Source organism: Clostridium sp. KNHs214 (genome assembly GCF_000744935.1).
In the GTDB taxonomy this organism is placed as follows: domain Bacteria; phylum Bacillota; class Clostridia; order Clostridiales; family Clostridiaceae; genus Haloimpatiens.
Genome location: NZ_JQMW01000013.1, coordinates 593,360 through 617,515, shown reverse-complemented (window position 1 = coordinate 617,515; position 24,156 = coordinate 593,360). Strand labels below are relative to the sequence as shown.

23 protein-coding genes and 1 pseudogene are annotated in these 24,156 nt (G+C 29.2%); 20 read left to right on the top strand and 4 right to left on the bottom strand.

The window, feature by feature from the left end; genetic code table 11:
* The first annotated feature begins 143 nt into the window (after window positions 1-143).
* From CC89_RS18175 to CC89_RS18115, 14 genes and pseudogenes are all read left to right on the top strand, one after another.
* A pseudogene (locus CC89_RS18175) lies at window positions 144-587 on the top strand (LytTR family DNA-binding domain-containing protein).
* Between the two features lies 1 nt (window position 588).
* Window positions 589-1,287, top strand: a complete 699-nt coding sequence (locus CC89_RS18170) for a LiaF transmembrane domain-containing protein (protein ID WP_035294571.1) — start codon at window positions 589-591, stop codon at window positions 1,285-1,287.
* Window positions 1,288-1,649: 362 nt separating this feature from the next.
* Entirely contained in the window at window positions 1,650-2,630 is a 981-nt protein-coding gene (locus CC89_RS18165) for a hypothetical protein (protein WP_035294570.1), read from the top strand.
* Window positions 2,631-2,700: 70 nt separating this feature from the next.
* Entirely contained in the window at window positions 2,701-3,126 is a 426-nt protein-coding gene (locus tag CC89_RS18160) for a hypothetical protein (protein ID WP_035294568.1), read from the top strand.
* A 104-nt stretch (window positions 3,127-3,230) separates the two neighbouring features.
* On the top strand, window positions 3,231-3,677 hold the full coding sequence (locus CC89_RS18155; RefSeq protein ID WP_035294567.1) for a GNAT family N-acetyltransferase: 447 nt from the start codon (window positions 3,231-3,233) through the stop codon (window positions 3,675-3,677).
* 96 nt (window positions 3,678-3,773) lie between these two features.
* Entirely contained in the window at window positions 3,774-3,923 is a 150-nt protein-coding gene (locus CC89_RS20740; protein ID WP_185750810.1) for a hypothetical protein, read from the top strand.
* 51 nt (window positions 3,924-3,974) lie between these two features.
* A complete protein-coding gene (locus CC89_RS18150) occupies window positions 3,975-4,157 on the top strand; it encodes a hypothetical protein (protein WP_035294566.1) in 183 nt (60 codons plus the stop codon).
* 250 nt (window positions 4,158-4,407) lie between these two features.
* A complete protein-coding gene (locus CC89_RS18145) occupies window positions 4,408-4,887 on the top strand; it encodes an ASCH domain-containing protein (RefSeq protein ID WP_353601595.1) in 480 nt (159 codons plus the stop codon).
* A gap of 27 nt (window positions 4,888-4,914) precedes the next feature.
* On the top strand, window positions 4,915-5,367 hold the full coding sequence (locus CC89_RS18140) for a GNAT family N-acetyltransferase (protein ID WP_051931983.1): 453 nt from the start codon (window positions 4,915-4,917) through the stop codon (window positions 5,365-5,367).
* A gap of 131 nt (window positions 5,368-5,498) precedes the next feature.
* Complete coding sequence (locus CC89_RS18135) at window positions 5,499-6,050, top strand: GNAT family N-acetyltransferase (RefSeq protein ID WP_035294563.1); 552 nt, start codon at window positions 5,499-5,501, stop codon at window positions 6,048-6,050.
* 159 nt (window positions 6,051-6,209) lie between these two features.
* Entirely contained in the window at window positions 6,210-7,202 is a 993-nt protein-coding gene (locus tag CC89_RS18130; RefSeq protein ID WP_035294561.1) for an alpha/beta hydrolase, read from the top strand.
* Window positions 7,192-7,572 carry a nuclear transport factor 2 family protein gene (locus tag CC89_RS18125; protein WP_035294559.1) on the top strand — a complete coding sequence of 127 codons (381 nt, stop codon included), beginning with the start codon at window positions 7,192-7,194 and terminating at the stop codon, window positions 7,570-7,572. Before CC89_RS18130 ends, CC89_RS18125 begins: the two co-directional genes overlap by 11 nt.
* Window positions 7,573-7,839: 267 nt before the next feature.
* Complete coding sequence (locus CC89_RS18120) at window positions 7,840-8,502, top strand: Type 1 glutamine amidotransferase-like domain-containing protein (protein ID WP_035294557.1); 663 nt, start codon at window positions 7,840-7,842, stop codon at window positions 8,500-8,502.
* Between the two features lie 113 nt (window positions 8,503-8,615).
* On the top strand, window positions 8,616-9,611 hold the full coding sequence (locus tag CC89_RS18115; RefSeq protein ID WP_051931981.1) for a patatin-like phospholipase family protein: 996 nt from the start codon (window positions 8,616-8,618) through the stop codon (window positions 9,609-9,611).
* A 164-nt stretch (window positions 9,612-9,775) separates the two neighbouring features.
* Here CC89_RS18115 and CC89_RS18110 read toward each other — a convergent pair whose 3' ends face one another.
* Complete coding sequence (locus CC89_RS18110; RefSeq protein ID WP_035294555.1) at window positions 9,776-10,636, bottom strand: tetratricopeptide repeat protein; 861 nt, start codon at window positions 10,634-10,636, stop codon at window positions 9,776-9,778.
* Between the two features lie 451 nt (window positions 10,637-11,087).
* Between CC89_RS18110 and CC89_RS18105 the strand changes: the two genes are divergently transcribed.
* Window positions 11,088-12,584 (top strand): cobyric acid synthase, encoded by a 1,497-nt coding sequence (locus CC89_RS18105; RefSeq protein WP_035294553.1) that lies wholly within the window; start codon window positions 11,088-11,090, stop codon window positions 12,582-12,584.
* A 225-nt stretch (window positions 12,585-12,809) separates the two neighbouring features.
* Here the strand turns inward: CC89_RS18105 and CC89_RS18100 are convergent, their stop codons facing one another.
* From CC89_RS18100 to CC89_RS18090, 3 genes are read right to left on the bottom strand one after another with little or no spacing between them, the layout of a single operon-like run.
* Window positions 12,810-14,303, bottom strand: coding sequence for a hypothetical protein (locus CC89_RS18100; RefSeq protein ID WP_035294551.1), 1,494 nt, complete (start codon window positions 14,301-14,303; stop codon window positions 12,810-12,812).
* Between the two features lie 33 nt (window positions 14,304-14,336).
* On the bottom strand, window positions 14,337-15,731 hold the full coding sequence (locus tag CC89_RS18095) for a sensor histidine kinase (RefSeq protein WP_185750816.1): 1,395 nt from the start codon (window positions 15,729-15,731) through the stop codon (window positions 14,337-14,339).
* Window positions 15,712-16,416 carry a response regulator transcription factor gene (locus CC89_RS18090; protein ID WP_035294548.1) on the bottom strand — a complete coding sequence of 235 codons (705 nt, stop codon included), beginning with the start codon at window positions 16,414-16,416 and terminating at the stop codon, window positions 15,712-15,714. The genes CC89_RS18095 and CC89_RS18090 overlap by 20 nt, the downstream gene beginning before the upstream one ends.
* Before the next feature lie 1,150 nt (window positions 16,417-17,566).
* On the opposite strand from CC89_RS18090, the gene CC89_RS20735 reads away from it, so the two are divergent.
* From CC89_RS20735 to rsgA, 5 genes are all read left to right on the top strand, one after another.
* The gene (locus CC89_RS20735; protein WP_185750809.1) at window positions 17,567-17,725 is read left to right on the top strand and encodes a hypothetical protein; all 159 of its coding nucleotides are present in this window, start codon (window positions 17,567-17,569) and stop codon (window positions 17,723-17,725) included.
* Window positions 17,726-18,110: 385 nt separating this feature from the next.
* A complete protein-coding gene (locus CC89_RS18085) occupies window positions 18,111-19,352 on the top strand; it encodes an MFS transporter (RefSeq protein ID WP_035294546.1) in 1,242 nt (413 codons plus the stop codon).
* An 855-nt stretch (window positions 19,353-20,207) separates the two neighbouring features.
* Entirely contained in the window at window positions 20,208-20,768 is a 561-nt protein-coding gene (locus CC89_RS18080) for a sigma-70 family RNA polymerase sigma factor (RefSeq protein ID WP_035294544.1), read from the top strand.
* Window positions 20,769-20,770: 2 nt separating this feature from the next.
* The gene (locus CC89_RS18075) at window positions 20,771-22,216 is read left to right on the top strand and encodes a DUF4179 domain-containing protein (RefSeq protein ID WP_035294543.1); all 1,446 of its coding nucleotides are present in this window, start codon (window positions 20,771-20,773) and stop codon (window positions 22,214-22,216) included.
* A gap of 522 nt (window positions 22,217-22,738) precedes the next feature.
* Window positions 22,739-23,812: a ribosome small subunit-dependent GTPase A gene (gene rsgA / locus CC89_RS18070; protein WP_035294542.1), complete on the top strand. Its 1,074-nt coding sequence runs from the start codon at window positions 22,739-22,741 to the stop codon at window positions 23,810-23,812.
* The last annotated feature ends 344 nt before the right edge of the window (window positions 23,813-24,156 follow it).

Below are 24,156 nucleotides of genomic sequence, written 5' to 3'. Positions count from 1 at the left end.
TTATTATATATATTTTAATACAATATCTGTATAAAAAGTATACCAGTTACAAGCAAAAACTAACCACTTACTGTTGTTATATTTACAAAGGGAAAAATAGTTAATATAATAAAAATATGGAGAGTGGAAATATGAAAATATAAATTGAGGTAGATAATAAAATTGAAGAAAATGAAGTTATTATTAAATGTAGTGAATTAAGCGAAGATGTTAAAAATATTCAAATTATGCTTGACCATATGCTATCATACAAAAAACGCATAACTTTTTACAAAGGTGATACTGAGTATTATATTTCCTTAGAAGAAATTTTATTTTTTGAAACTGAAAGAAATGGGATTTGCGCACATACCATTGATAATATATATAATGTGAAATATAAGCTTTATGAGCTTGAAGAATTTTTACCAGGATATTTTATGAGAGTTTCAAAATCAACTATTCTAAATACAAATCATATTTACTCCATTACACGTAGTATATCATCATAAAGTAAGGTTGAATTTCAAAATACTCATAAACAGGTGTATGTTTCAAGATATTATTATAAACCATTAAAAATTAAATTATTAGAAAAGAGGAAATGATATGAAAAAAGAGAAGATTTTTTGGGGATTTATACTTATATTAGGAGGGATTTTCTTAATTATAAATAAGCTTGGGTACTTTCCTGATGTAAATGTATTTAGCTTATTGTTAACAGTTTTTTTAGTGGTGGTTATTGTTAAAAGTTTATTTACTCTTAATTTTTCAGGTATTTTATTCCCTATTGCATTTATTTGTATAATATATGATAAACAATTAGGGATAACAAAGATTACACCTTGGACTGTATTACTTGCAGCAGCACTTGGTAGTATTGGTCTTTCTATGATTTTTCATAAACATACCAAAATGGTTAATTTCAAATGCGATTGTGAAGATGGCAAGTTTGAGAAAATTGATATAGAAGATGAAAGCTATGTTAGATTTAATAATTCGTTTAGTGGTACTATAAAATATATAAATACAGATAAGTTTGAGCAAGCGGATTTTAAGTGTTCTTTTGGGGCGATGAAGGTGTATTTTGATAACGCAGTCATGAGTAATAATAATGCTATAGTTAGGATTAATGCTTCTTTTTCAGGCGTAGAACTATATATACCTAAAAGTTGGAAGATTGAAAATAAAGCGGATGTATTTTTAGCTTCCATTGAAGAAAAGAATAAAAGAGATGAAATAACAACAAATACTTTAACATTGGTTGGTAATGTTAATTTTTCAGGAGTAGAAATAATTTACATCTAATTATAAACAGAGCTCTTAGCTTAAGATGGAGTTTTTACTCCAACTGAAGGTTAGAGATCGTTATCCAGGGACGTAGCTGCCGTTATCTCCCACTTTGTTAGAAGAGGGAGTGTTACGGCAGGTAGTCATCGGATAAATTATGAAGATGGAAGATTAGATTTTGAAACAGATATAGAGGCATTAGTAAATTGAGCAATGCTATATAATTAATGTATTAAAACTAGTAATACTTTTATATTAAAAAGTATTACTAGTTTTAAACATATTTTATTTGTAAAAACATATAATGAATGAATTTAGTAAAAGGCACAATATAGTAAGAAATTAGGAATGATTAATATACACTTAAGGGGGATATATTTATGGAATCATATACTATACCTTATTATCAAAAGGCAAAATTTAGTGTATTTTTAAATTTCATTTTTATATTTACTTCAATTATGTTTGGTATAGGTGCGGGGTTTTGTCTAATTGTTATGACTAAAGAGCAATTAATAGTAGGTTTACTTGCAGGTTTATTTTTATTGGGGTTAACTATTTTCTTTGGATATATGATTATATTTGTTTTGGTTTTAAAAAAGGGTTATATTGAAATCACATCAGAATATTTGGAAGCCTCAGTTCCTTTTAGGACTTTTAGAGCTTATTGGAAAGAAATTTACGAATTTGGAGTATTTGAATATAACAATAATACTATGTTAGGGATTCTGCTTGAAAAGGATAGATATAAAAAAAGAAAAAGAACCATAGGAAGTAATTTTAATTCACTTAATGGTATTCCAACTTGTTCTTTTCAAATTTCTCTGATGTTTTTTAAAGGTATAAATATTGAAAAGCTGTTATTGACCATGGAAGAACAAATAAATAAATTTCCATTAGATGATAATGTTACACTAGAAGAAATGATTGAAGATAATAAAGAAGTTGAAAATAATATATTTAAGGCAATTCTGGGTTCAGTTATACTCTGCATTTTCATAAGTATTGTTTACGGGTTTTCCATTCATAAACTTAATACAAATTATGTTGTAATTCCTATTTTTAGTTCAATGATTATTATTTCAGTGTTTAATAAGTACTACATAGAAAAAGTCTTTAGCCTAGGTGTAAGATTATTTTTAGGATTTTTATGCTTAGTTCAGATTCCTATCGCAGTAGTAGAACAGGTTATGTTAACAGCAAATATAGAATTTACAAGAAGTAATATATTAGATATTACAGTTGATTATTTTCAATATTTAATTGATTATCCTTCAGAGCAAATTGCTGTAATAATTGCCGCAATTATATGTTTTGGTATGGGATTATTAGCAGGACGTGTAGGTAGAGAAACAAGATAGTTTTAATAAACAAGAAAAGAGATATATAGTTTAAATTTAAAAAGATTATTTTTTATGGTTGAGGTGTAATATGAAAGATGTAAGATTCTATATAAATACAGGTATTATAGCTTTGGTACTAGCAATATTATGGTCTATTGTAGAAAAAAAAATTATTTTATCAAAAAAGATTCTTAAAATACAGTACATAATATTTATGCCCATACTTCTAATTCTTTCAGTAGTAAAGTGGATAAAGACTCATCAATTGTTAGGAGAACAAAATTGTTATTTTCTATTTTTTATGATTAACGTTTTTAATATTTTACTATTTTTTCTAGGCAAATTATCAGATAAATATTTCCTTCCCTACTTAGGATTAGGTAATGAATATATTAATCAAACAAAATATAAACGTGAATGGGCCATTTTAATGAGTAATGTATGTATAGTTTTTTCAGGGATAGCTGCAATTGTTTTTTTTATTAATGATTTTATAGTTAAGCTTAATTTATAAAATGGTAGGAGAAGAGTAGGGATAGTTAAGTAGAATCTATATAAATTTAAGGGGTAAAAATTATTAAATACCTCAAATTTATGTTGAAAATTTTGGAGGATATTATGAATAATTTAATCATTCGAGAATGTGTATATAAAGATTTAGATTATATAATAGCTTTACAACAGCAATGGGCTAAAGAAGATATAACTTATGGATTTGTTGCTGCTGATAAGGATTATTTAGAAAGTAAACTGGGTAAATATTTTCTTGTGGCTGAGTTAAATAAGAAGATTGTAGGATTTGTTTACGGTACAGTTCATAAATCGCGAAATATGGCTGTAATGGATAACGGACAACTTTATATTGAAATAGATGATATTTATGTGTGTATTGATAATAGAGGCTTTAATATAGGTACAATTTTATTAGATAAAATATTAGAAATTGCTAAAGAAAACGGAGTTAAAAGATCCTTAATTTATTCTTCTACAAAAGATATGGAAGGTATTATTAAATTTTATAAAAAACATGATTATAAAACTTGGTGTATTCAGATGTTTAGGTAGAGCAGTCATAATTGTAACGTATAGTGCTGTAATTATGTGCTTACAATAAATGGAGTTTTTAACTAAGCTAAAATAATTATAAAGAGGTAAATAAATATGAGAATCTTAATAGGACAACCAATACATGAAGAAGGAATAGAACAGTTAAAAAATGATATAGAAAACAATAAAGGAATTGATATTGTATTATACCCTGAAGGATATTTATCAAGCGAAGAAGCATTAGAAAGTGCTTGTAAAAATTAGAGACGATTAATTATTTTTAACAAAATACATACAAAGAAGGACGGAGAAAATATGAAAAAATCTAAAATATATAACCTTTTGTTCTGGGTCATTGGAATTATTTTCGCAGAGTTTTGGAGAAAGTTATTAAAAAATGTTCAAATACCAGAATTTTTTAAATGGCTAATGGGTATTGGAATAATAATTCTTGTGTTTTTTGTAATAGATAAGGTGACAGGTTTATTGAGAAAATAATTAGATTATTCAGGAAATTTAAAAGGAAATGAGAGCATGGATAATATTTGAGGGATTTTAGGGGGTTTGTTAACAGCTAAAGAAAGACTATAAAACTATATATTTATATAATCTTTTTATAAAGTTTTATAAGGTTTTGGTAATGGCATAAATTATGAATTTAGTTTATCATGGATCACCAATTGGAGGGGTAAAAGTAATTAAGCACATGTTTCTACAATATTAAATTATAAGATAAAGGGGAGTTTAAATGATGGAACAAGAGCATAAATCAGTGAAAAAAATGTGGGAAGATTATTTGACATCTATAGGGGAGAATATCACCACTACTAATAAAAATTACACTTCATGGTATTTTTGCAATAATGAAAAAAGTGCTAATAATTTAGCTGAATTAGTTAATAAGGGAATAAAAAGAGGAACCTCCTCACTTTATTGTCTTTATGAGTTAGAAAAAGAGGAATTGCCTAAGGAAGGGGAATATAGTGTTATTACTGATTGGAATGGAATAGCAAATTGCATTATAAGAAACAAAAATGTTGTTTTAGTTCCGTTTAGAGATGTAAATGAAGAATTGGCTGAAATAGAAGGTGAGGGAGATAAATCTTTAAAATATTGGCGAAAAGTGCATATAGACTTTTTCACTAAAGAATTAAGTGAGAAAGGAATGAATTTTTCAGAAGACATGTTGATAGTATTTGAAGAATTTCAGGTGGTGTATAAAAATTGATATTAAAATACTATTGGAGGTGAGACTATGGAAATAACCTTTAAAAATGCTACAGAGGAAGATAAAAACAAAATATTTGAGCTAAATAAAAATCTCATTGAAAAGTACGAAACTAATTTAGAGCTTGATTTTCAAAAGATATTTACTTGGATTAAGAAAAAGATACAAAATAATATAGAAAGTTATATGTGTATTTATATTAAGGGTGTTAAGGTAGGATATTTTTACTTGCACACTTATGGAGAAAAGCTTGAACTGGATGATTTATATATTTTTAAAGAATTTCAAGGAAGAGGCATAGGAACGGAAGTTTTGAAATATGTTGATTTAGTTTCAAAAGAGAAAAATAAGGATATATTTCTATATGTATTTGTTAAAAATAAGGGAGCTGTTAATTTGTATCTTAGAAATGGATATAAAATTGTACAGAATATCCATGATAGTAGATATATAATGGAAAAGTTTATAACTATTAAGTAAGTTTAGAACAAAACGAGGAAGAGTAAGAGAATTTAGGATTAAATTATATAAATACAAATGAACTTAAAAAATAAACTAAATAACATTAGATATAAAATAATATTATTTATGTTTAGAAATGGGGTGGAAGTATGTTCAAATATATAGTAGACAATGATATTGAGTTAAAGCTGCCTAATAAACAGGATGCTGAGCGTTTTTATAAATTAATTGATAACAGTAGAGAACATTTAAAAAGGTGGCTGCCTTGGGTGATAGAAACTAAATCAGTAGATGATATAATGTCTTTTATAGAAGAAGCTCAAAGGCAATATGTTTCAGATGAGGGATTTAAAGCAATAATTATTTTTAAAGGGAAGTTTGCAGGATTGATAGGTTACTATAATGTGGACAAGAGTAGAAGGTCTGCATCTATTGGATATTGGCTTGGACAGGAATACCAAGGGAAAGGAATAATGACAAAAGCTTTAAAAGTGTTTATTGACTATGGATTTAAAGAAATGGAATTAAATAAAATTGAAATCACTATTGCAGAAGAAAATTTAAAAAGCAGAGCACTTCCTAAAAAGTACGGTTTTGCAGAAGAAGGGATAATTAGAGATGCTGAATGGCTAAATGATAGATATGTGAACCATATACTATATGGATTATTAAAAAGAGAATGGATAGGAAAGGAGTTTTAAATTATAGTAGACCTTAGTAAAGCATTAAAATTAATAGGTGGTAAGTAAGTATTTGTTAAAAATATAAATGCAAAGCTTTGTTAAAATGTAGATGGTTATAGAATATGACGATATAAATATAATTTATAGTAAGTTTTACTGAGCGGAAAAGAGGAAATAATGAGGAATGTGGTAAAAAGGGTAGGAAAAGGAGCATTAATAATAATAAAAATATTAGTGGTAATTATTTTAATTAGCTTGATTAATCATAAAATCAAGTTGAATAAAGAGTCTAAATTGTTTCAGCCCTTAGGCAAAATGGTTAAAGTTAATAAACATGATATGCATGTTTATACTGAAGGTAAGGGTAAGATTACTTTAGTATTTATGTCAGGAGGCGGGACTTGCTCTCCAACCTTGGATTTTAAAAGCGTATATTCTCGGTTAAACGGTGATTATCGTATTGCAGTTATAGAGAAAGCAGGATATGGTTTTAGTGAAGTTGTGGATGCTCCAAGAGATATAGATACAGTTTTAGAAGAAACAAGAAAAGCATTAACTATAGCTGGAGAAAAAGCTCCATATGTATTAGTGCCGCATTCAATGTCTGGAATAGAGGCATTGTATTGGGCACAAAAGTATCCAGATGAAGTTGTAGCAATTGTGGGCTTAGATCCAGCTGTTCCGGAGGCATATGAAACCTATTCAATGCCAAACAAAGTGTTTTTAAACATGTCCTCATTTGCAGCTAAAATTGGCTTGACACGATTTATTCCATCAATTTGTAATAGCTCAGCAGCAATTAAATATGGAACTTTAACTGATGATGAAAAAGAAATTTATAAAGCAATTTTTTATAGAAGGACAGCTACAAAAACAATGTTACAGGAATTAGGACGTATTCAAGAAAGTGCAAAGAAAGTTAATAATATGGGTACACCAAAAGTTCCTATGCTGTTCTTCATTTCCAACGGCAAAGATACAGGATGGGATAAAAAACAATGGCAAAAATATTTAATGGGATATATTTCAGGAGTTCCTGAAAGCCAATATGTTTTATTAAATTGTGGCCACTATATTCATGATTACGAGTATGAAACAATTATGGTTGAAAGCAAAAAATTTTTAGACAACGTTATACTAGAAGGGAAAACGAAGGCATATGATAAATGATAATGATATGTTAAAACAAGTAATAGACCTTGAGAAAAAATCACTCAAGTCAGAAATACGAGCATCTAGAGAAGAGTTAGATAGATTGATAGCAGATGAATTTATTGAGTTTTGTTCATCAGGTTTTGTATGTGATAAAAAAGATGTTTTAGAAGGTATACCTAATTCAAAACCAATAGAAATAAATGCATATGACTTTAAGGGTAAGATTTTATCCAAGGAGGTTGCTTTAATTACTTATTATACAATTATAGGTACTGGGGATGGAGTGAAGGCCATGAGAAGTTCCATATGGAAACTTCTTGATAACAGGTGGCAGTTGATTTTTCACCAAGGAACAAAAGTTAAAAATAAATATGTTAACTTATAATAAGGTATAATGTGATGGAATTACGAAATTTCTCCTCCATGACTTGAATAAAAGCTCGGAACAATAAATTTAATTTAAACAGCTCCTGTGCTTCTTATGTAAGTCATTCCAGAGAAATTTCATAATCTGGGTAATGTAATGCTTTTTGTGGGATAATCATAAATATAGTTATTTGCAATAATCTTATGATTTTGCAAATATGAATTCAAGGATATGCAAAGGATATAAGGGTATATAATATAGGATTTTACTTAATGGGGGATTAAAATGGTAAATATATTATTAAGTGAGTATAATTTTAATGAAAAATGGGCTAGAGATAAAGTGAGAAAATATATAAAGTGTAATGATAAAGTTACGATTATTCCGTTTTCATTTGGTAAAGGAATAAGTAATGATATGAATTGGCAGAGTATGTACAACAAAAATAATGGTAAGTACTACAGAGAAACAGTCAGGCCTTTTGTAGATTTAGGAATTAGTGAAGAAAATATTATATGGATTAACTATTTTCAGCATACTATTGAGGAGATGAAAAAAATTATAGAAAGTAGTGATATTTTATTTTTAACAGGTGGTGACACTGAAAATGCAGTTGAACGTGTTTTAGAAAAGGACTTACTTCAAAGCATAGAGAAGGGTAAAGTAGTTATCGGATCAAGTGCAGGAGCTTTAATGCAACTTAAAAATTATTATATATCTCCAGATGAGGGTAATCCAGAATTTAAATATTGCGAAGGGCTAGGATTAATAAAAAAGAATTTTTACACTGAAGTACATTATGAAGATAATCATATACAAAACAAGTGCATCGAACTGGTATTAAAAGAAAAAACAGATAGGGTTTATGCTATTAAAAACACTGGAGGAATTGTAGTAGATGAGGATGAAATAACACTAATGGGTGATGTGGTTACGTTTAATAGATAGGGTTAGAGTCTTAAAAATAGTTCGACCAAATTATACCAATTCTATTTGACAGTTTGTACATTTTTACGAAAAGTGATGTATAATATAATAAAAAGCATAGGAGAGGGATTTAGATGAATAGCTTTGTAAAAGCAATGGCTGTTTTTGAAGGTGGAGGTATAAGAGGAATAGGCATCGTAGGAGCTCTTAAGAGCTTTGAGGAATATAACTATATATGGAAAAGGGCAGCAGGAACTTCTGTAGGAGCTATTATAGCAGCACTTGTAATAGCAGGATATAAAGCTGAGGAATTAGAGAAGATACTGTCTGAAATGGATTTTATAAAATTTCTAGATAAGGATTCTGTCAATAGGATTCCAGTATTTGGAATGGCATTAGGAATTTTTAGAGATAAGGGTATATATTCGGGGGATTATTTTGAAAACTGGATAAAAGAGCTTTTAGAGAAAAAAGGTATAGTTAAATTTAAAGATGTTATGGAAAACGGGGAGAGTAAGCTAAAGGTTATAACCTCGGATATAACATTAAAAAGGAAAGTGGTCCTTCCGGATGATTTGGTGGATTATGGAGAAAAACCAGGAGAATTTTCAGTGGCTAAGGCTGTTAGAATGAGCATAAGCATCCCACTTTACTTTAAGCCTGTGGAGTTTAAACATAAAGATGGAATTAGCTATATGGTAGACGGAGGAGTAACTTGTAATTATCCTATAGATATATTTGACACGGATAATATAAAAATACCTATAATAGGATTCAAATTTAAAGCAAAAGAGAAGGATGAAAGTTTGACTTCAAAAGGTAAAAATGATCCTATGTCTTTTTTATTTGATATAGCTAGTACTATGAGTGAATACTCTGTATACAAAGAGCTCAGTAAAAGAGATGCTACTAGAACCGTATTTATTCCTGTAGATGGTGTAAAATCAACAGAGTTCAATATTACTAAAGAAAAAACTGCAGCATTATATAAAGCAGGATATTATGCAGGAAAAGAATTTTTAGAGATTTGGGATTTTAAGGATTATCAGAAAAGGTTTATAATAAAAAATAATTTTAAATCTAATATATATAGTTTTATAAATAATTTATTTAGTAAGAAAAAACAGTAATTTTAACATTAATAAAATAGATTGCACAATAAGAACACCCTAAAAAAGGGTGTATTTTTTACAAGTTCACGAGCTTTAATAAGTCAATTTTGATTAAAATATTATAGATAGCTTATTATATATTTGAAAATTTGTTGATTTATGAATAAATTTATACTTGTCCATTATTTAGTTAGCTTTTGTTCGTGTACTTTATGATTATATGACATTTTGTTTAATCTTCTTTGAATTTTATATGTTATTTTATTATAATCTTTAGAATTAACACCATATTCTTTTGCAGCAAGAGATATAGCGGCTCTATAGTATTCTTTTTGAACTTCATCATAGCCAATAGAATCTAGAGTTTTTCCAATATAAAAATAAGTATTTATAATACTAGCATTGTCACTAAATTTAGATGATATAAGTGATTGCATGGCTTTATCTAGGGTTTTTAAAGCAGCTTCATAATCACCAAGGCGCCTTAAGGATTCTCCTTTAAGAGATAAAAGCATTCCGTATAAAGCGCTGTCATCGTTTTTAAGATTAGATATACCCTGTTCAATAGAAATAAGTGCCTCTTTTGGTTTGTTCATCTTTAGTTCAGCGTCACTTAGGTAATACCACATTATTGGGCTCTTGCTATTATAGGGTTTTTTAAGTTGTGTTTTATAGTAGTTAACTACATTTTGAAAATAGTAAGGATACATAAGAGGATCGTCCACATAATCAGAGTCATTTTTCCTTAAAACCTCTACTTTGTAGGCATCTCTAGTATCATGGTTCCATATAATAAGTTCTTTTTCTCCATCTCTATTTATATCTTCATTTATTGAATAAGAAGAATCTTTTTCACAAGAAGTTTTTTTGTTGTCATTGGAAGGGAAAGATGTATTTAAAAATTGTATTAAGTTTTCTATAGAAATTTTAGTTCCAAATGCATTTGCTGTTTTATAATTAGCAGGTATAAAAAGGCCTCTAATGGATAAAACAAAGCAAAAAGCTAAAGGAAGTGTTAACTTAGCTAATTTTTTACTATACATATGTTAATCACCTCGATAAAGTTTAATCTTAGGTACATGAAAAGAAATAACAATTCAAAGTTTCTAGTGTATTTTGTGTTAGACTAGGAAGCAGGTTCCGCCTTTGGTAGCACTATCGGCGGGTTTTGCTGATGCAGTATGATGCAAAATAGACTAGTATGATGCAAAATAGACTAGTATGATGATTTATTATTTATTTGAATGTGCCTTAATAACTATTTTAAAACAATTTATTAATAAATTCAAATTTTCTACATTAATTATACAATAAATAGCAAATATATGTATTACAAAAGATTTACAAAGTATTGCAATATTAAGGGTAAATTGTTAATATAAAAATTAAGAAGAAGATAGCTTATATGGGCAGTAGAAATGTAATGGTTTGATTAAACCACAAAAAGATACAATGCGATGGAATTATAAATAGACTAATAAAGGGGGAAAAAATATGGCTAAGATAATGATTCAGGGTACAGCATCTTCTGTAGGTAAGAGTATATTAGTGGCAGCTTTATGTAGGATATTTAAGCAAGATGGATATAAGGTATGTCCGTTTAAATCCCAAAACATGTCTTTAAATTCATACATAACATTAGACGGAAAGGAAATGGGTAGAGCACAGGTGCTTCAGGCCTATGCTGCAGGACTTGAGCCAGAGGTATATATGAATCCTATTCTTTTAAAACCTACTTCAGATAAAAAGTGCCAGATAATAGTCAATGGTAAGGTTTATGGAAACAGTACTGCTATGGAATACCATAACATGAAATTAGAATTTAAGGATATGCTAAAAGAGCATTTTGAAAAATTGGAACAAGAATTTGATATAGTGGTAATGGAAGGTGCTGGTAGCCCTGCTGAGATAAATTTAAGGGATAGGGATATAGTTAATATGGGTATGGCAGAGCTTATAGATGCTCCTGTACTTTTAGTAGGAGATATAGATAAAGGGGGAGTTTTTGCTTCTCTAGCAGGAACAATGCTTCTTCTTAATGATGAGGAAAAAAACAGAGTAAAAGGAACTATAATAAATAAATTTAGAGGAGACGTGGAAATATTAAAACCGGGTCTTACTATGTTAGAAGATATAATAAAAATACCATGCTTTGGGGTAGTCCCACATTTTAGATTAGCTCTGGAGGATGAGGATGGAGCTGTAAGTTTTAATAAAGAAATTAAAGGAGATATTGATGTTGCTGTAATTAAGCTTCCACACATATCAAACTTTACGGATCTAGATGCACTTAAAAATGAAGAGGATGTTTCAGTAAGATTTGTTGAGAAGGTAGAGGAATTTGGAAATCCAGATCTTTTAATAATACCAGGAAGTAAGAACACTATAGAAGACTTGATTTCTTTAAGAAAAAGTGGATTAGAAGACGAAATTAAAAGATATAGTGAAAAAGGAATGGTCATTGGAATATGTGGTGGATATCAAATGCTAGGAGCCATACTTAAGGATCCATATGAAGTGGAGACAGCGGTAAAAGAAGTAAAGGGCATAGGACTTTTAAATATGACTACTACTTTTGAGCAGGAGAAGGTTACCACTAGAGTAAATGCAGAGCTTCTACAGGAGTTAGAAGGACATCAAATTAGAGATAAAAAGGTCTATGGTTATGAAATACACATGGGCATAAGTTCCTATGGTGATGGATGCAAACCACTTTTCAAAATAGAGGACAGAAATGGAGAAAAGGTAAATGTATTTGACGGTGCTATAAATGAAAAGGGTAATGTAATGGGTACATACATACACGGAGTCTTTGATGGCTTAAGTTTTAGAGATTATGTAGTAAATACCTTGAGAATAAAAAAAGGATTACAACCCAAGGGAGTTAGCGAATATGAAAGTCTAAGGGAAAGGGAACTAGATAAATTAGCAGATATAGTTAGAGAAAATCTGGATATGGAACAGGTATACAAAATAGTAGGCATAAAATAAGGAAAAACCACACTTTAAGTCCGTAAAAAATTGTAATTGTTGAGTAATTACAATACGTTAAGAGTTTATAAATGTTTTAAGGTTTCAATCTCCTAAAACTTTAACTCGCTTCTTGTGATACTGGAGTAAGAAGGTTTCTTAACGGTATTGGTAGTTTTAGGAATTGGTGGCTGGGTATTAAGAAAGCTAGGGCTATTCCAATAAAGGGAATGCTCTAGCTTCTAATCATTTCTTATTTTTTTCACTTTTTATAAAGTTTTCAAAGCTTTCGGTCCATTTTTCTACGTAATCTCCAGTAGCCCATTCTGCCATAATTATTGATTCATTATCTTTTATAGGAATTTCTTTTAGAGGTTCTGAAGATAGAGTTTTGTTTTCTATAGAGTAAATGTAAAGGTTGTTTCTACAAACCACTAGTGCTATATCACCATTTGGTGAAGTAAATACATCTGTAGCACTAGGAATGTTGTTTTTTACATCACTCCAGGATAAAGACAATTCATCGTAGGTCAAAAGTTTCTTAGGAGGAAAAACATTTAAGTCAAAATCTATATAGTCATTTTGATTTTTAGGAGAATTTAATCTTCCTGCCATAACCCAATGACCATTTCTTCTGGATAATCTGAAGTTTTCTTCATCAACAGTCTGGTCTTGAAAAGCTTGCTTTTTGTCACTGCGTACAGATAAAAAAGAATTTATACTATCTTTTAAAATTCCAGAGCCTATATCTCCCACTAAATCAGATATTTTTAATCCTTTCTTATTTTCTAAGTTGTCTACTGGCAGTACTTGAAGTTTATTTAAAGTATTATCAGATACAGAATCCATTGAATATTCAGTACCGATGTAATCATTACATATAAATAAAATGTTTCTAAATAAGTTTTGTTTAGAACTTTTAAAAAGAGCTCTAACGGGTTTAGAATTTTTATTATCACTGCCATCTACTGGATGAGCTTCTATATTATCTTCCGTAATACCTGCATTTGAAATCCTATTAACATTTATAGACCAAAATCCAGTTTTTCTTGGGAAAAATATTCCTTTGTCTTCTAATGTGCTAACTGCTTTTTTATTTTTTGAGGAAATCCATATTGTCCTATAGGTGGAAGGAGAACTTAATATATCTGAGCTTTCAGAGCGAAGTGCGATGAAAACTCCTGAATTAAGCCGAGAAGCTTCACTAGTATTTTTGTTTTTATAACTAGTGTTATCCTGTATTTTTTCCACATTTTTAGTGTCGTCAGAAATTTTGTCTAGTATAAAAAATGTTTCATCCATATAAAGTAAAAGTTTGTTCTTTTCTATGAGTATAAAATCATAGAAAAGATTCTCATTACAGGTTACAGAAATAACCTCTATTTTATCTTTTTTTATACCTAAATCCTTTGGCACTACCTTATAGTTGTAAAATAAGTAGTCAACTGCGTTTACTACTTTAACCTTATATTTAGGATACTTACAAGCCTCATCCGAAAATATAGCTCCCTTTTGGTTGAACTCCGCTGTTTTGCCAATGATAGATTTATTGGGTTTAGAATTTTTATTAGGAGCTTTATAATCTACAACTTTCCAAGTCCCTTGTATAGGAATAAGTTTATTTCTAGGTGCAGATATTTTTTCCATAGGGTTAATCTCAGGAAATTTGCAGGCTTGTGTGAAAAATGCCAGTAATAATATGATTATTAAAATAGGTATAAATATTTCCTTTTTTTTCATTATATATTATCTCCCTGTGTATTTTTTCGAAAATTAAATTTCTATTGGAATTTTAACAGAAATATTTGTTCCAATATTAAGTTCACTGGTTATGATGAAAAATCCATTATGTAATTTTATTATTTCATCGCATATTGATAATCCTATTCCATTTTTAGATTTGCTGCTTTTACCTTTGTAAAATTTTTCTTTGATTTTTGGAAGGTCATCTTCACTTATGCCACAACCAGTGTCGTCCACATGAAGTATTAGATATTTATTTTGAATTTCTGTCCAAACAGTTACGGTACCACCTTCGGGTGTAAAATTAAAAGCATTATCTACGAGATTTAAGAGTACTTGCTTTATTCTATTAGGATCCATAGCGACAGTTGGGATGTTTTCTGTTTTTTTAACTACAAAATTTATATTATCTCTATTAGCACGAGGACTCAGTTGCTTTCTAATGTACTCTAGTAATATGTTGATGTCTACCATTTCCTTATTTAAAGTAATTTTACCAGATACAAATTTTGAGAAATCTAAAAGTTCTTCTACCATGCCAGTAAGGCGTTCACTTTCTTGTTCTATTATTTGAAGTCCATCTCTTATAAGGTCTTTATCATTTAATTCATCAGTTTTTAAAGTTATAGCCCATCCCTTTATGGAGGTTAATGGGGTTCTCAGTTCGTGGGAAACTGAAGATATAAATTCATTCTTTAGCTGTTCCTTTTTTAGAATTTCATCTGCCATGTAATTCAAGGTATCGGAGAGTTTTCCAACTTCATCATCAAGTGTCTTAGTATTACGTACGTTTAAATCCCCGGCAGCCATTTTCTGTGCTACTGCTGTTAAATTTTTTATAGGACCAACTATTGTATTAGACATAAATATACTTACCACCAGAGCTGTAAACAAAGTGATAAACCCAATAGCTGATAGTATCATCGATATAGCAAAAATTTCTCTGTCTACAGGAGCTAAAGAAGTTATAAATCTAAGGGCACCCACTATTTTATTATTAGATTTTAAAGGATATGTTACAGAGAATACTTTATGTTTAGAATAGGATACATTGCCATGCCATTTTCCTAATTTACCATCCATGGCATTTTTAAAGGAGTCATCTTTAATTATTTCAGAAGGAATTACACCTATAGAATCCATTAGTATATTGCCTTTTTCATCTATTATCTGAACTTGGGCTGAAGTTTGTTTCCAAAAAACATCTACATTTTCTTGGACGTTCTCCTTTAAAGATGAATTTGAAAAATACTTTGTATAAAATTCAGAGGACATTTTTACCTGATTAGTAAGTGAGTCCTCTATATTTTTATAATAATATTGTTTAGTACCACTTATAATAAGGGTTTCAAATATAGCTACAGTTATAAATATTACCGTTAGAAAATTTAAACTCAGACGTTTTTTAATGCTGTTCATTTTTATTCCACCTGTAGCCTGTTCCCCAGACGGTTTCTATATATTTAGGACTTGAGGAACATTCTTCTATTTTTGTTCTAAGACGTCTTATATTTACATCTACTATTTTTGTATCTCCTATAAAATCCAATCCCCAAATTGTGTTTAATAATTCATCTCGACTAAATGCTTTGCCAGGGTTTTCAATAAATATTTTTAGAATCAAGTATTCTTTAGGAGTTAAATCTAGTTCTAATCCATTTTTATACGCCTTTTGAGAATAAGTATCTAATTTAAAAGGATAAAACTCTATTATGGTGTTGTCTTTAACATCCCCATCTTTTTCTTCAATTCTTCTTAAAAGAGCTTTTATTCTTAAAACTAATTCCAATGGATTAAAAGGCTTAACAATATAATCATCAGCACCAAACTCTAGCCCCATTATTTTATCCATATCTTGGCTTTTTGCTGTTAACATTATTATACCCATATGAGGAAATTTTTCTCTAAGTTTTTTGCAAACTTCAAAGCCATTTATTCCAGGAAGCATTACATCTAATAAAGCAACCTGAGGTTTTTCTATAAAGGCTTTTTGTATGCCTTGTTCACCAGTTTCAGCTTCTATAACCTGAAAATTATTTCTCTGTAAATTTATTTTTAGGAATCCTCTTATGGAGCTCTCGTCTTCTACTACTAATATTTTTTCTACCATATAAAACACCTCAAACTTATAATTTCATTTATATATTAATTATATACTCTCATAAAGATATAAGTAACCCCTAATAAGATTTCTGTGTATATTAAAAAGTACCTTATTATAATAATTTAATAAATATAAAGCTCTAATGAGTTACAAAATTATAAAAAAATATTACAAAAAGATTACAATAATTAAGGTAGCAGGAATCGATAGTTATATAAATACCTAATCTTTATTTTGTTTACGCATTTATTATCCAGATAGTGGGCATACCTTGATAAAAGTTTCTAATTTATAAGACCTAAAATATCACATTTTAAATTAGAAACTATATTTCCTTTATTCATCTAACATAGAGCTTGAAATTTATTTGAATGTGCCTTAAGTTAGTAATCAAACAAAGAACTTAAATATAGTGTTTAAGGGTTGAAGGTTAATGATTGGGGATTTATAAAAAATAAGAGATACTATAAAAAAGAGTATAAAAAAAAGGAAGCCCTACGCTCTGGCTTCCTAAGGGGGTTAAATTTCTAATAATTAGAAATTTGAGGGGAATAATTGTTAAGGAAAACAATTTTCAAGGGAAATGCTAAATGGAGAAACTAAACATTTCACACATTTATGAAAATAGCTTTACTGTAATTTAATTATACAAGAAAAATGAATTATTATCAATAGATAAATTCAAAAAATACAAAAAAATCAGGCTCAAAAAGTAAATAAATTATTAACAAAATCTATGTTTGGACTAATGATTATAGAGATTAACAAGATATGAATAATTTAAGTACAAAAAATCACTTTTTTAGACAAATGAAAGAAGTCAGGAATACGTTTTCAATGATATGTACTATATAAGTACATATTATTCCATTACATGGATGATAATGATAATATTTCATATAAGTAAATCGAATTTGAGTACTAGAAGTTAGAAAATAGCTAGGGTACATGAAAATAAATAACAATTCAAATATACTAGCATATTGACTTGTTATTTATTTGAAGGTGCTTAAATAAAGTATTTGAATAAAGTTTTTATTTGGGCCTTGGAGCTTGAAGAGCAGTGAGCGATAAAAAAGCTTTACTAATTTTATTTTAGGGAGTATAATAAATTTTGTAATATTTAAAAGTTTATGAATATCAAGGAGGTGTGAGTATGTTTTTACAATCTTTAGTATATGAAAATGATAATATTATAGAAAACCTTAATTTAAAAGCAAATTTTAATTTTAAGGGGAGAAGTGCGTCAAAAATTAAATATAGTAGTATGCTGAAAGAGAGTAAAGATGTATTTGCTGAAATTCATGATTCATAAATTAATTTGAAATTATATAGTTTATATAAAATATATGAATTTATTACCGCTGACATTTTTGCTTAGCGGTTTTTTATTTTTATAGAATTAGTTTTTTTCTAAATGCTAAGGTAATGAAATTGTATTAGAATTCATTAAGGTTTTATAATATTAGTGTTAATGAGCGTTTAGGAATAAGAAGAATTTTACGATATTAAACCCTTCAGTATAGCAACGTTGTACTGAGGGGTTTTTTATATATTAATATTATTTTAGATTTTGTAATTTATAGAGTTAGAGAGAAGAGGTGGATATCAAAATTTATCATGGGGATAGATTTATTACAATAAAAATTATGACAATTAAGATTATTAAAACTTTATATGCACAAAAGGGGGAATTTATAATGAATTATTTAAAGAAACTTTTAGAACCGTACAGGGGACTGCCCAGCGAGATATATGTAATATTTGCATCTAAAATTATAAATGCTATGGGATGTTTTGTAGGACCATTGATGACACTTATCTTAACTAAGAAGATAGGACTTTCAACAGAAGCAGCAGGTTTTTATATGAGTATATCAGGAATGTTATTTATGCCAACGGGTGTAATTGGGGGAAAACTTGCAGACACCATTGGAAGAAAGAAAATGATAATTATATTTGAAAGTTTAGCTTGTTTTCTATATATAGTATGTGGATTTATGAAACCTAATATATATATGATATATGTGCTTATGATAGCAGGTGCTGTCATGGGATTTGCAGGGCCTGCACATGATTCTATTATAGCAGACTTGACAGAACCAAAGAATAGAAATGCAGCTTATGCTCTTGATTATATGGGATGGAATATTGGATTTGCTGTAGGTCCTGTAATTGGAGGACTTTTGTTTGAAAATCATCTTAAATGGGTATTTATAGGGGACGCTTTAACAGCACTTATTGGTTTAGGACTTATATTTTTCTTTGTTAAGGAAACCATTCATCTTACAAAGGAAGATATAGCTGATGAGAGTAGAAAACTTGAAAAGAAAGAGGAAGGTTCTATATTTAAAGTTTTATGGAATAGAAAAATTTTATTGTATTTTGCTATTATAACATTTGGATACAATTTTGTTTATAACCAATGGGGATTTATGTTTCCTCTTCAAGTTTCACAGACTTATGGAGCCCTAGGATCAAAATATTATGGATACTTAGCCAGTTTTAACGGAATTGTAGTTATGATTATGACGCCATTAATTACAAAGCTTTTAAATAAAACAGAAAACTTAACTAGTATAGTATATGGAGGCATATTTTATACTGTAGGTTTTGGAATGCTTGGGTTGGTAAACAGCATGACATTTTTCTTCATATCTGTTTTTGTGTTTACTGTAGGAGAAATAATTTTATCTATAAGTGTTATGCCATTTATAGCTAATCACACTCCTATTTCTCATAGAGGAAGAATGAGTGGAGTACTTCCACTTATAATGGGCTTAGGATATATAGTAAGTCCTGTGGTTATGGGAAAGGTTTTGATGTATATAAGTGTCCAAAAGTCCTGGTTTATATTGGGGGCAGTGGCTCTTATATCCTCCATGTTTATGAAGGTGCTTAAGAAGTTAGAAGACAACAGTGTGGAAGTGGAAGAGGCATAGAATAAGAAAATTTTGATGTAAGTGCCGTAAGAAAAACCACACTTTAAGTCCGTGAAAAAAATTGTAATTTGGGACTAATCACAATACGCTAAGAACTTCTAAAGCTAGTTTCGTAGTCCCCAATTCCAATTTTTTCACTCCCTTAAAGTATGGTTTTTGGTTCATGCATAAGCTAAAATTATTTCATTCAATGAAATAGTTTTAGCTTTTCTCTTTATCGCTTTAAAAATCTTTTATTGGCGGAAGCCAGCATAAATACGAAGATATGGTTAAGAACTCGGATTTAGCATATGAATTTCAAGAGTTACATTATTTTTTAAATTAAAATTACTACTAATCCATTTGTAGCCCGGTGATTAGAGACTAGGTGCTAAACGAAAGGCTACGCCTAAAAAATATTATGAGCGCTTTCTCATTTATAAATTAAAGATTTTCCATAGCGAAGCGGAGGAAAATAATCCTTTAGTCGGCTACTCTTTCCCTTTGATAGCTTATGCATGAACCGAAAAATATGTCTTTAAGGTAACAATGAATATATTTTTTAGACTATTGAGCTAGCTTTAGAAATTCTTTGTTTTCAAATTTCAATACCCGTTAAGAAGCTTTCATGTTTGAGCGCCGTTAGAAACGAGTTTGAAAGCTTTAGGGTATTGAAATTTAAAAACATTAGAATTTCTTGGCGTATTGCGAATAGTCTAAGAAAATATATTTATTGTGGACTTAAAGACATATTTTTCTTATTGCACTTGCTTTAAAATATATTCTAAGTATTTTAATTTTTTTGATATACTAATGTCAGAAAAGCATAAGTCCCTTCGTATTATGTTATGAGAAGCTTCTCAAGGAGGTACAGACATGATTGTAGATGAGAAAAACTTTATAAAGCAAATGAGAAATAGAAACCCAAAGGCTTTGGATTATGTTGTGGATAATTATAGTAATTTGGCATTCAAGGTTGTGCGTAGTGTTTTGAATTCAAGTTTTCATTCACAATATGTGGAGGAATGCGTGAATGATATATTTTGGTCTATGTGGAGTAATATCCAAAGCTTTGATGAGGAGAAGGGAAATTTTAAGTATTGGATAACAGCTATATCAAAATATAAGGCTATAGACTATAAGAGAAAATTATTTAAGCATAGTATTGTTGAATGTATAGATGATTATTCACTAAGTGATGATGGAAATACAGAGGAAACCATAATATTAAAAGAGGATAAAGAAGAACTTATGAAAGCAATAAATAGTATGAAGAAAGAAGATAAGGAGATATTCATAAGAAGGTACTTTCTTTGTGAGAAAATAGAGGATATAGCAAAAGATTTTGGAGTAAATAGAAATTTAATAGATAAAAGACTTTCAAGAGGACGAAATTTCTTAAAAGAAAAGATTGTATGTTTGGAAGGAGAGGTATAGTTATGGATAAAAATGATTTAATACTACAAGAAAAAGATTTATATAAATTGTTTAATGAAATAGAAATAGACGAAAGTGAGTTTGAGGATAAGTCTGAAGAGGTAGGTACTATTCAAAAGGAGAGAATAAAGAAAAGTCTTCGCAAAAAAATGAGAAATAAAAAGAAAAAATCCATATTAAAGTATGGTTCTGCAGTAGCAGCTATAAGTTTGGTATGTTTAATAGGTGTAGGAAAGGCGGCGCCATCTTTTGCTAAGGATGTACCAATTCTTAATTCTATTATACAAGCACTTAATGCAAATATGGGTGTTTATGAAGAAAATAGTAAATATTCTGAGGTAATAAATAAGAGTATTAAGGATAATGGAGTGACATTTACGTTAAACGATATAATAGCTGATGATTCAAAAATGATATTAAGTTATACTATAAAAAGTGATAAAAAAATTAAAGATTTACATGGAGTTGGTTTGGGAAGATTTTTAGAAATAAATAATAAATATTTCTCATCAAGTGGAAGTAGTGTGGGACAGTATATAGATAATAATACTTATGTTGGTAGGGAAGAGCTTAGTATTAGCCCATTTCAAATTCCTAAAAAATGCAAAATTAATCTTAATATAGATGAAATAGGCGATGTAAAGGGAAAGTGGAATTTAGCTTTTACCACTTCAAAGGATGAAATATATAAAGAAAGTGTTACGTTTAAACCAAATACTAAAGTGGATTTTCCACAGAGTACAGTAAATGTAAATAAGGTTACTGTTTCTCCAATGGGAACTTATATTTCAGTAAATGGAAATTATAAAGATGAAAGTTTTAAAAATCCATTTAATGTTGGGGTGTTTGATTATTTTTATTGGATTGTTTATGATGACAAGGGAGAGCAAATTGTATCAAAGAGTATGGGCGGTGGAAACATTGATATGAATAAGGCAACTTTTGAATCTCAAATGCAATATAATAGATTGAATCATATTCCTAAGTATTTGACTGTTGTACCATGTAAAATTAATCCTTATAAAGGCAGTGTAATAGGTTCTTATAAAAATGGTAAAGAAATTACAAAGATAAATAAGGAGGGGTATGAATTTAAAGAGGTTAGTAGCATTATAGATGGAGCATATCCTAAAGAACTTTCTCAAGGTAAAATGGGAAAAGTTGTAGTGAATAATATAAAGGTAGAAGATGATAAGACTATAGTTAATTTTACAGTAAAGGGAAAAGCACCATATCTTCAATCCTCTGAAGTTTATATAAAGGATCAGCGCGGAGAAAGAGTTGAGGTAAAAATACCTTTAGCAGCAATGAACCCAGAAAAGCCTAATGAATATACTGTAGTATATGAAGCTTTAAAGCCTGAACAAAAATATAGCATTTGTACAAGTGATCTTTCTAATGTGGAAGTGAGAGAAGATTTGAAGTTTAAAATTGAACTTAATAAATAATAAGGGACATGAAAAGAAATAACAGGTCAAAGATGCTGGTATATTTTGTGTCATATAAGGAAACAGGTTCCGCCTTTGGTAGGAATATGGACGTGTTCTGATGGCGCAGTATGACGCAAAACAGACTAGCATACTGACTTGTTATTTATTTGAATGTGCCTAACTATGTAAGGTGATGAAAATCATTTCATGCAATATGATGAAAATGAATTTCATGTTGTTTTTTACTTATATTGGTGATATAATAGATTTGTGATATTTTTATAATTTTTGAAAGGAGTGATGTCTTATGAAAAAAATGAGAGAGTTTTTATTAATGAAAAATTTCATAGGGGCTGCTCCTTGGGTAAATTATGTTTTATCCATTAATGATTAAATTATGTTTGGATTATTAAGAGGTATAAAATCTTATTCAGATAATTCTCATATTATTATTGTGTATATTACCCTGGAGTAGCAGAAGCAAGACTTCAGGGTATTTTTATGCCCAAAATACACTATTTTAATATGGAGGAATGGAATTTGAATAAATTTAATTTAAAAGAATTGGGATTAAAGGATAATACAATAAAAGAATTTAAAAATTTATATGAGGGTATGTATTTAGGTAGAGTGGCTTGTGAGCAAAAAAATTATTATAAAGTCATTACAGAAAAAGGAGTTATAAGTGCTAGAGTTTCAGGTAAAATAATGTATAATGCCTGTAGTATAGCGTCTTATCCAGCAGTAGGAGATTGGGTAGCTATGGATAGAGATGAGGATTCTCAAGGAGAGGCTATAATTCAAGGGATACTCAAAAGATGCAGTAAATTTTCAAGAAAAGTTGCTGGAATTAAATATGAAGAACAGATCATAGCTGTAAATATAGATACTGCATTAATAACTATGTCTCTTAATGATAATTTTAATTTAAGAAGACTTGAAAGATATATAAGTACTGCATGGGATAGTGGCGCAAAGCCCATTGTACTGCTTACAAAGTCTGATTTATGTGAGGATTTAGATGAAAAACTACTAGAGGTTTCAAAGGTAGCAATTGGTGTAGATATATTAGTGGTAAGTAGCTTGACTAATGAAGGTATAGATAAAGTTAAGGAATATATTACTAAGGGGAAAACAGTGGCGTTTATAGGTTCATCTGGTGTTGGAAAGTCTACTCTTATAAATAAACTTCTGGGATATGAAAAGATGAAGGTTTCAGAAATTAGAGAAAGTGATGGAAGGGGAAGACATACCACTACTTATAGGGAATTGATAGTGATTCCTGAGGGAGGAGTAGTTATAGATACTCCTGGTATGAGAGAACTTTCTATTATGGATATAGAGGATGGAATAGAAAGTGCTTTTAAGGATATAGAACAATTAACGATTAATTGTAAGTTTGGAAACTGCACTCATAATGAAGAGCCTGGCTGTGCTGTAAAAGAAGCTATTAGTACAGGGATAATATCTGAAGAGAGATATAAAAGTTATATTAAATTAAAAAAAGAAGCGGAGTTCATGGCTAAAAAGGAAAAGATAAGAAAGCTTAAGGAATCTAAAAAGGGTAGGACAAAGAAAAACAATTATAAAAAGGATTTTGTAGAAATAATATGAGTCAGCAGCTCTTTAGATTTATGGTAATTATCAATATATAATTTGATTAACCCACAATAAGGTAGAATGTAATGGAATTATGAAATTTCTCCTCCATGAGTTGCATAAGAGCTTGGAACAATAAATTTAATTTAAGAAATTCTAATCTTTTAGCCATATAAAATTATCTAACGCTCACATTCAGCGTCCTGCCTCAGGTTCGCTAGCCTGGCGTCCTTTTAAGGGTTACGATAATTTTATCTGTCTAAAAGAAGAATTTCTAAAATTAAATTTAAATAGTTCCTTCGCTTCTTATGCAACTCATTCCAGAGAAATTTCATAATTCAAGCAATGTAATACTTATT

What these genes read in the sequence shown, in the direction of transcription:
- CC89_RS18155 (WP_035294567.1), top strand. Translation starts at nt 3,231, where the DNA reads ATGAATAATTTAATCATTCGAGAATGTGTATATAAAGATTTAGATTAT.
- CC89_RS18150 (WP_035294566.1), top strand. Translation starts at nt 3,975, where the DNA reads ATGAAAAAATCTAAAATATATAACCTTTTGTTCTGGGTCATTGGAATT.
- CC89_RS18080 (WP_035294544.1), top strand. Translation starts at nt 20,208, where the DNA reads ATGATTGTAGATGAGAAAAACTTTATAAAGCAAATGAGAAATAGAAAC.
- CC89_RS18100 (WP_035294551.1), bottom strand. Translation starts at nt 14,303, where the DNA reads ATGAAAAAAAAGGAAATATTTATACCTATTTTAATAATCATATTATTA.
- CC89_RS18170 (WP_035294571.1), top strand. Translation starts at nt 589, where the DNA reads ATGAAAAAAGAGAAGATTTTTTGGGGATTTATACTTATATTAGGAGGG.
- CC89_RS18120 (WP_035294557.1), top strand. Translation starts at nt 7,840, where the DNA reads ATGGTAAATATATTATTAAGTGAGTATAATTTTAATGAAAAATGGGCT.
- CC89_RS18075 (WP_035294543.1), top strand. Translation starts at nt 20,771, where the DNA reads ATGGATAAAAATGATTTAATACTACAAGAAAAAGATTTATATAAATTG.
- CC89_RS20735 (WP_185750809.1), top strand. Translation starts at nt 17,567, where the DNA reads ATGTTTTTACAATCTTTAGTATATGAAAATGATAATATTATAGAAAAC.
- CC89_RS18140 (WP_051931983.1), top strand. Translation starts at nt 4,915, where the DNA reads ATGGAAATAACCTTTAAAAATGCTACAGAGGAAGATAAAAACAAAATA.
- CC89_RS18165 (WP_035294570.1), top strand. Translation starts at nt 1,650, where the DNA reads ATGGAATCATATACTATACCTTATTATCAAAAGGCAAAATTTAGTGTA.
- CC89_RS18135 (WP_035294563.1), top strand. Translation starts at nt 5,499, where the DNA reads ATGTTCAAATATATAGTAGACAATGATATTGAGTTAAAGCTGCCTAAT.
- CC89_RS18090 (WP_035294548.1), bottom strand. Translation starts at nt 16,416, where the DNA reads ATGGTAGAAAAAATATTAGTAGTAGAAGACGAGAGCTCCATAAGAGGA.
- CC89_RS18145 (WP_353601595.1), top strand. Translation starts at nt 4,408, where the DNA reads ATGATGGAACAAGAGCATAAATCAGTGAAAAAAATGTGGGAAGATTAT.
- CC89_RS18085 (WP_035294546.1), top strand. Translation starts at nt 18,111, where the DNA reads ATGAATTATTTAAAGAAACTTTTAGAACCGTACAGGGGACTGCCCAGC.
- CC89_RS18105 (WP_035294553.1), top strand. Translation starts at nt 11,088, where the DNA reads ATGGCTAAGATAATGATTCAGGGTACAGCATCTTCTGTAGGTAAGAGT.
- CC89_RS18125 (WP_035294559.1), top strand. Translation starts at nt 7,192, where the DNA reads ATGATAAATGATAATGATATGTTAAAACAAGTAATAGACCTTGAGAAA.
- CC89_RS18130 (WP_035294561.1), top strand. Translation starts at nt 6,210, where the DNA reads ATGAGGAATGTGGTAAAAAGGGTAGGAAAAGGAGCATTAATAATAATA.
- CC89_RS18110 (WP_035294555.1), bottom strand. Translation starts at nt 10,636, where the DNA reads ATGTATAGTAAAAAATTAGCTAAGTTAACACTTCCTTTAGCTTTTTGC.
- CC89_RS18115 (WP_051931981.1), top strand. Translation starts at nt 8,616, where the DNA reads ATGAATAGCTTTGTAAAAGCAATGGCTGTTTTTGAAGGTGGAGGTATA.
- CC89_RS18160 (WP_035294568.1), top strand. Translation starts at nt 2,701, where the DNA reads ATGAAAGATGTAAGATTCTATATAAATACAGGTATTATAGCTTTGGTA.
- CC89_RS20740 (WP_185750810.1), top strand. Translation starts at nt 3,774, where the DNA reads ATGAGAATCTTAATAGGACAACCAATACATGAAGAAGGAATAGAACAG.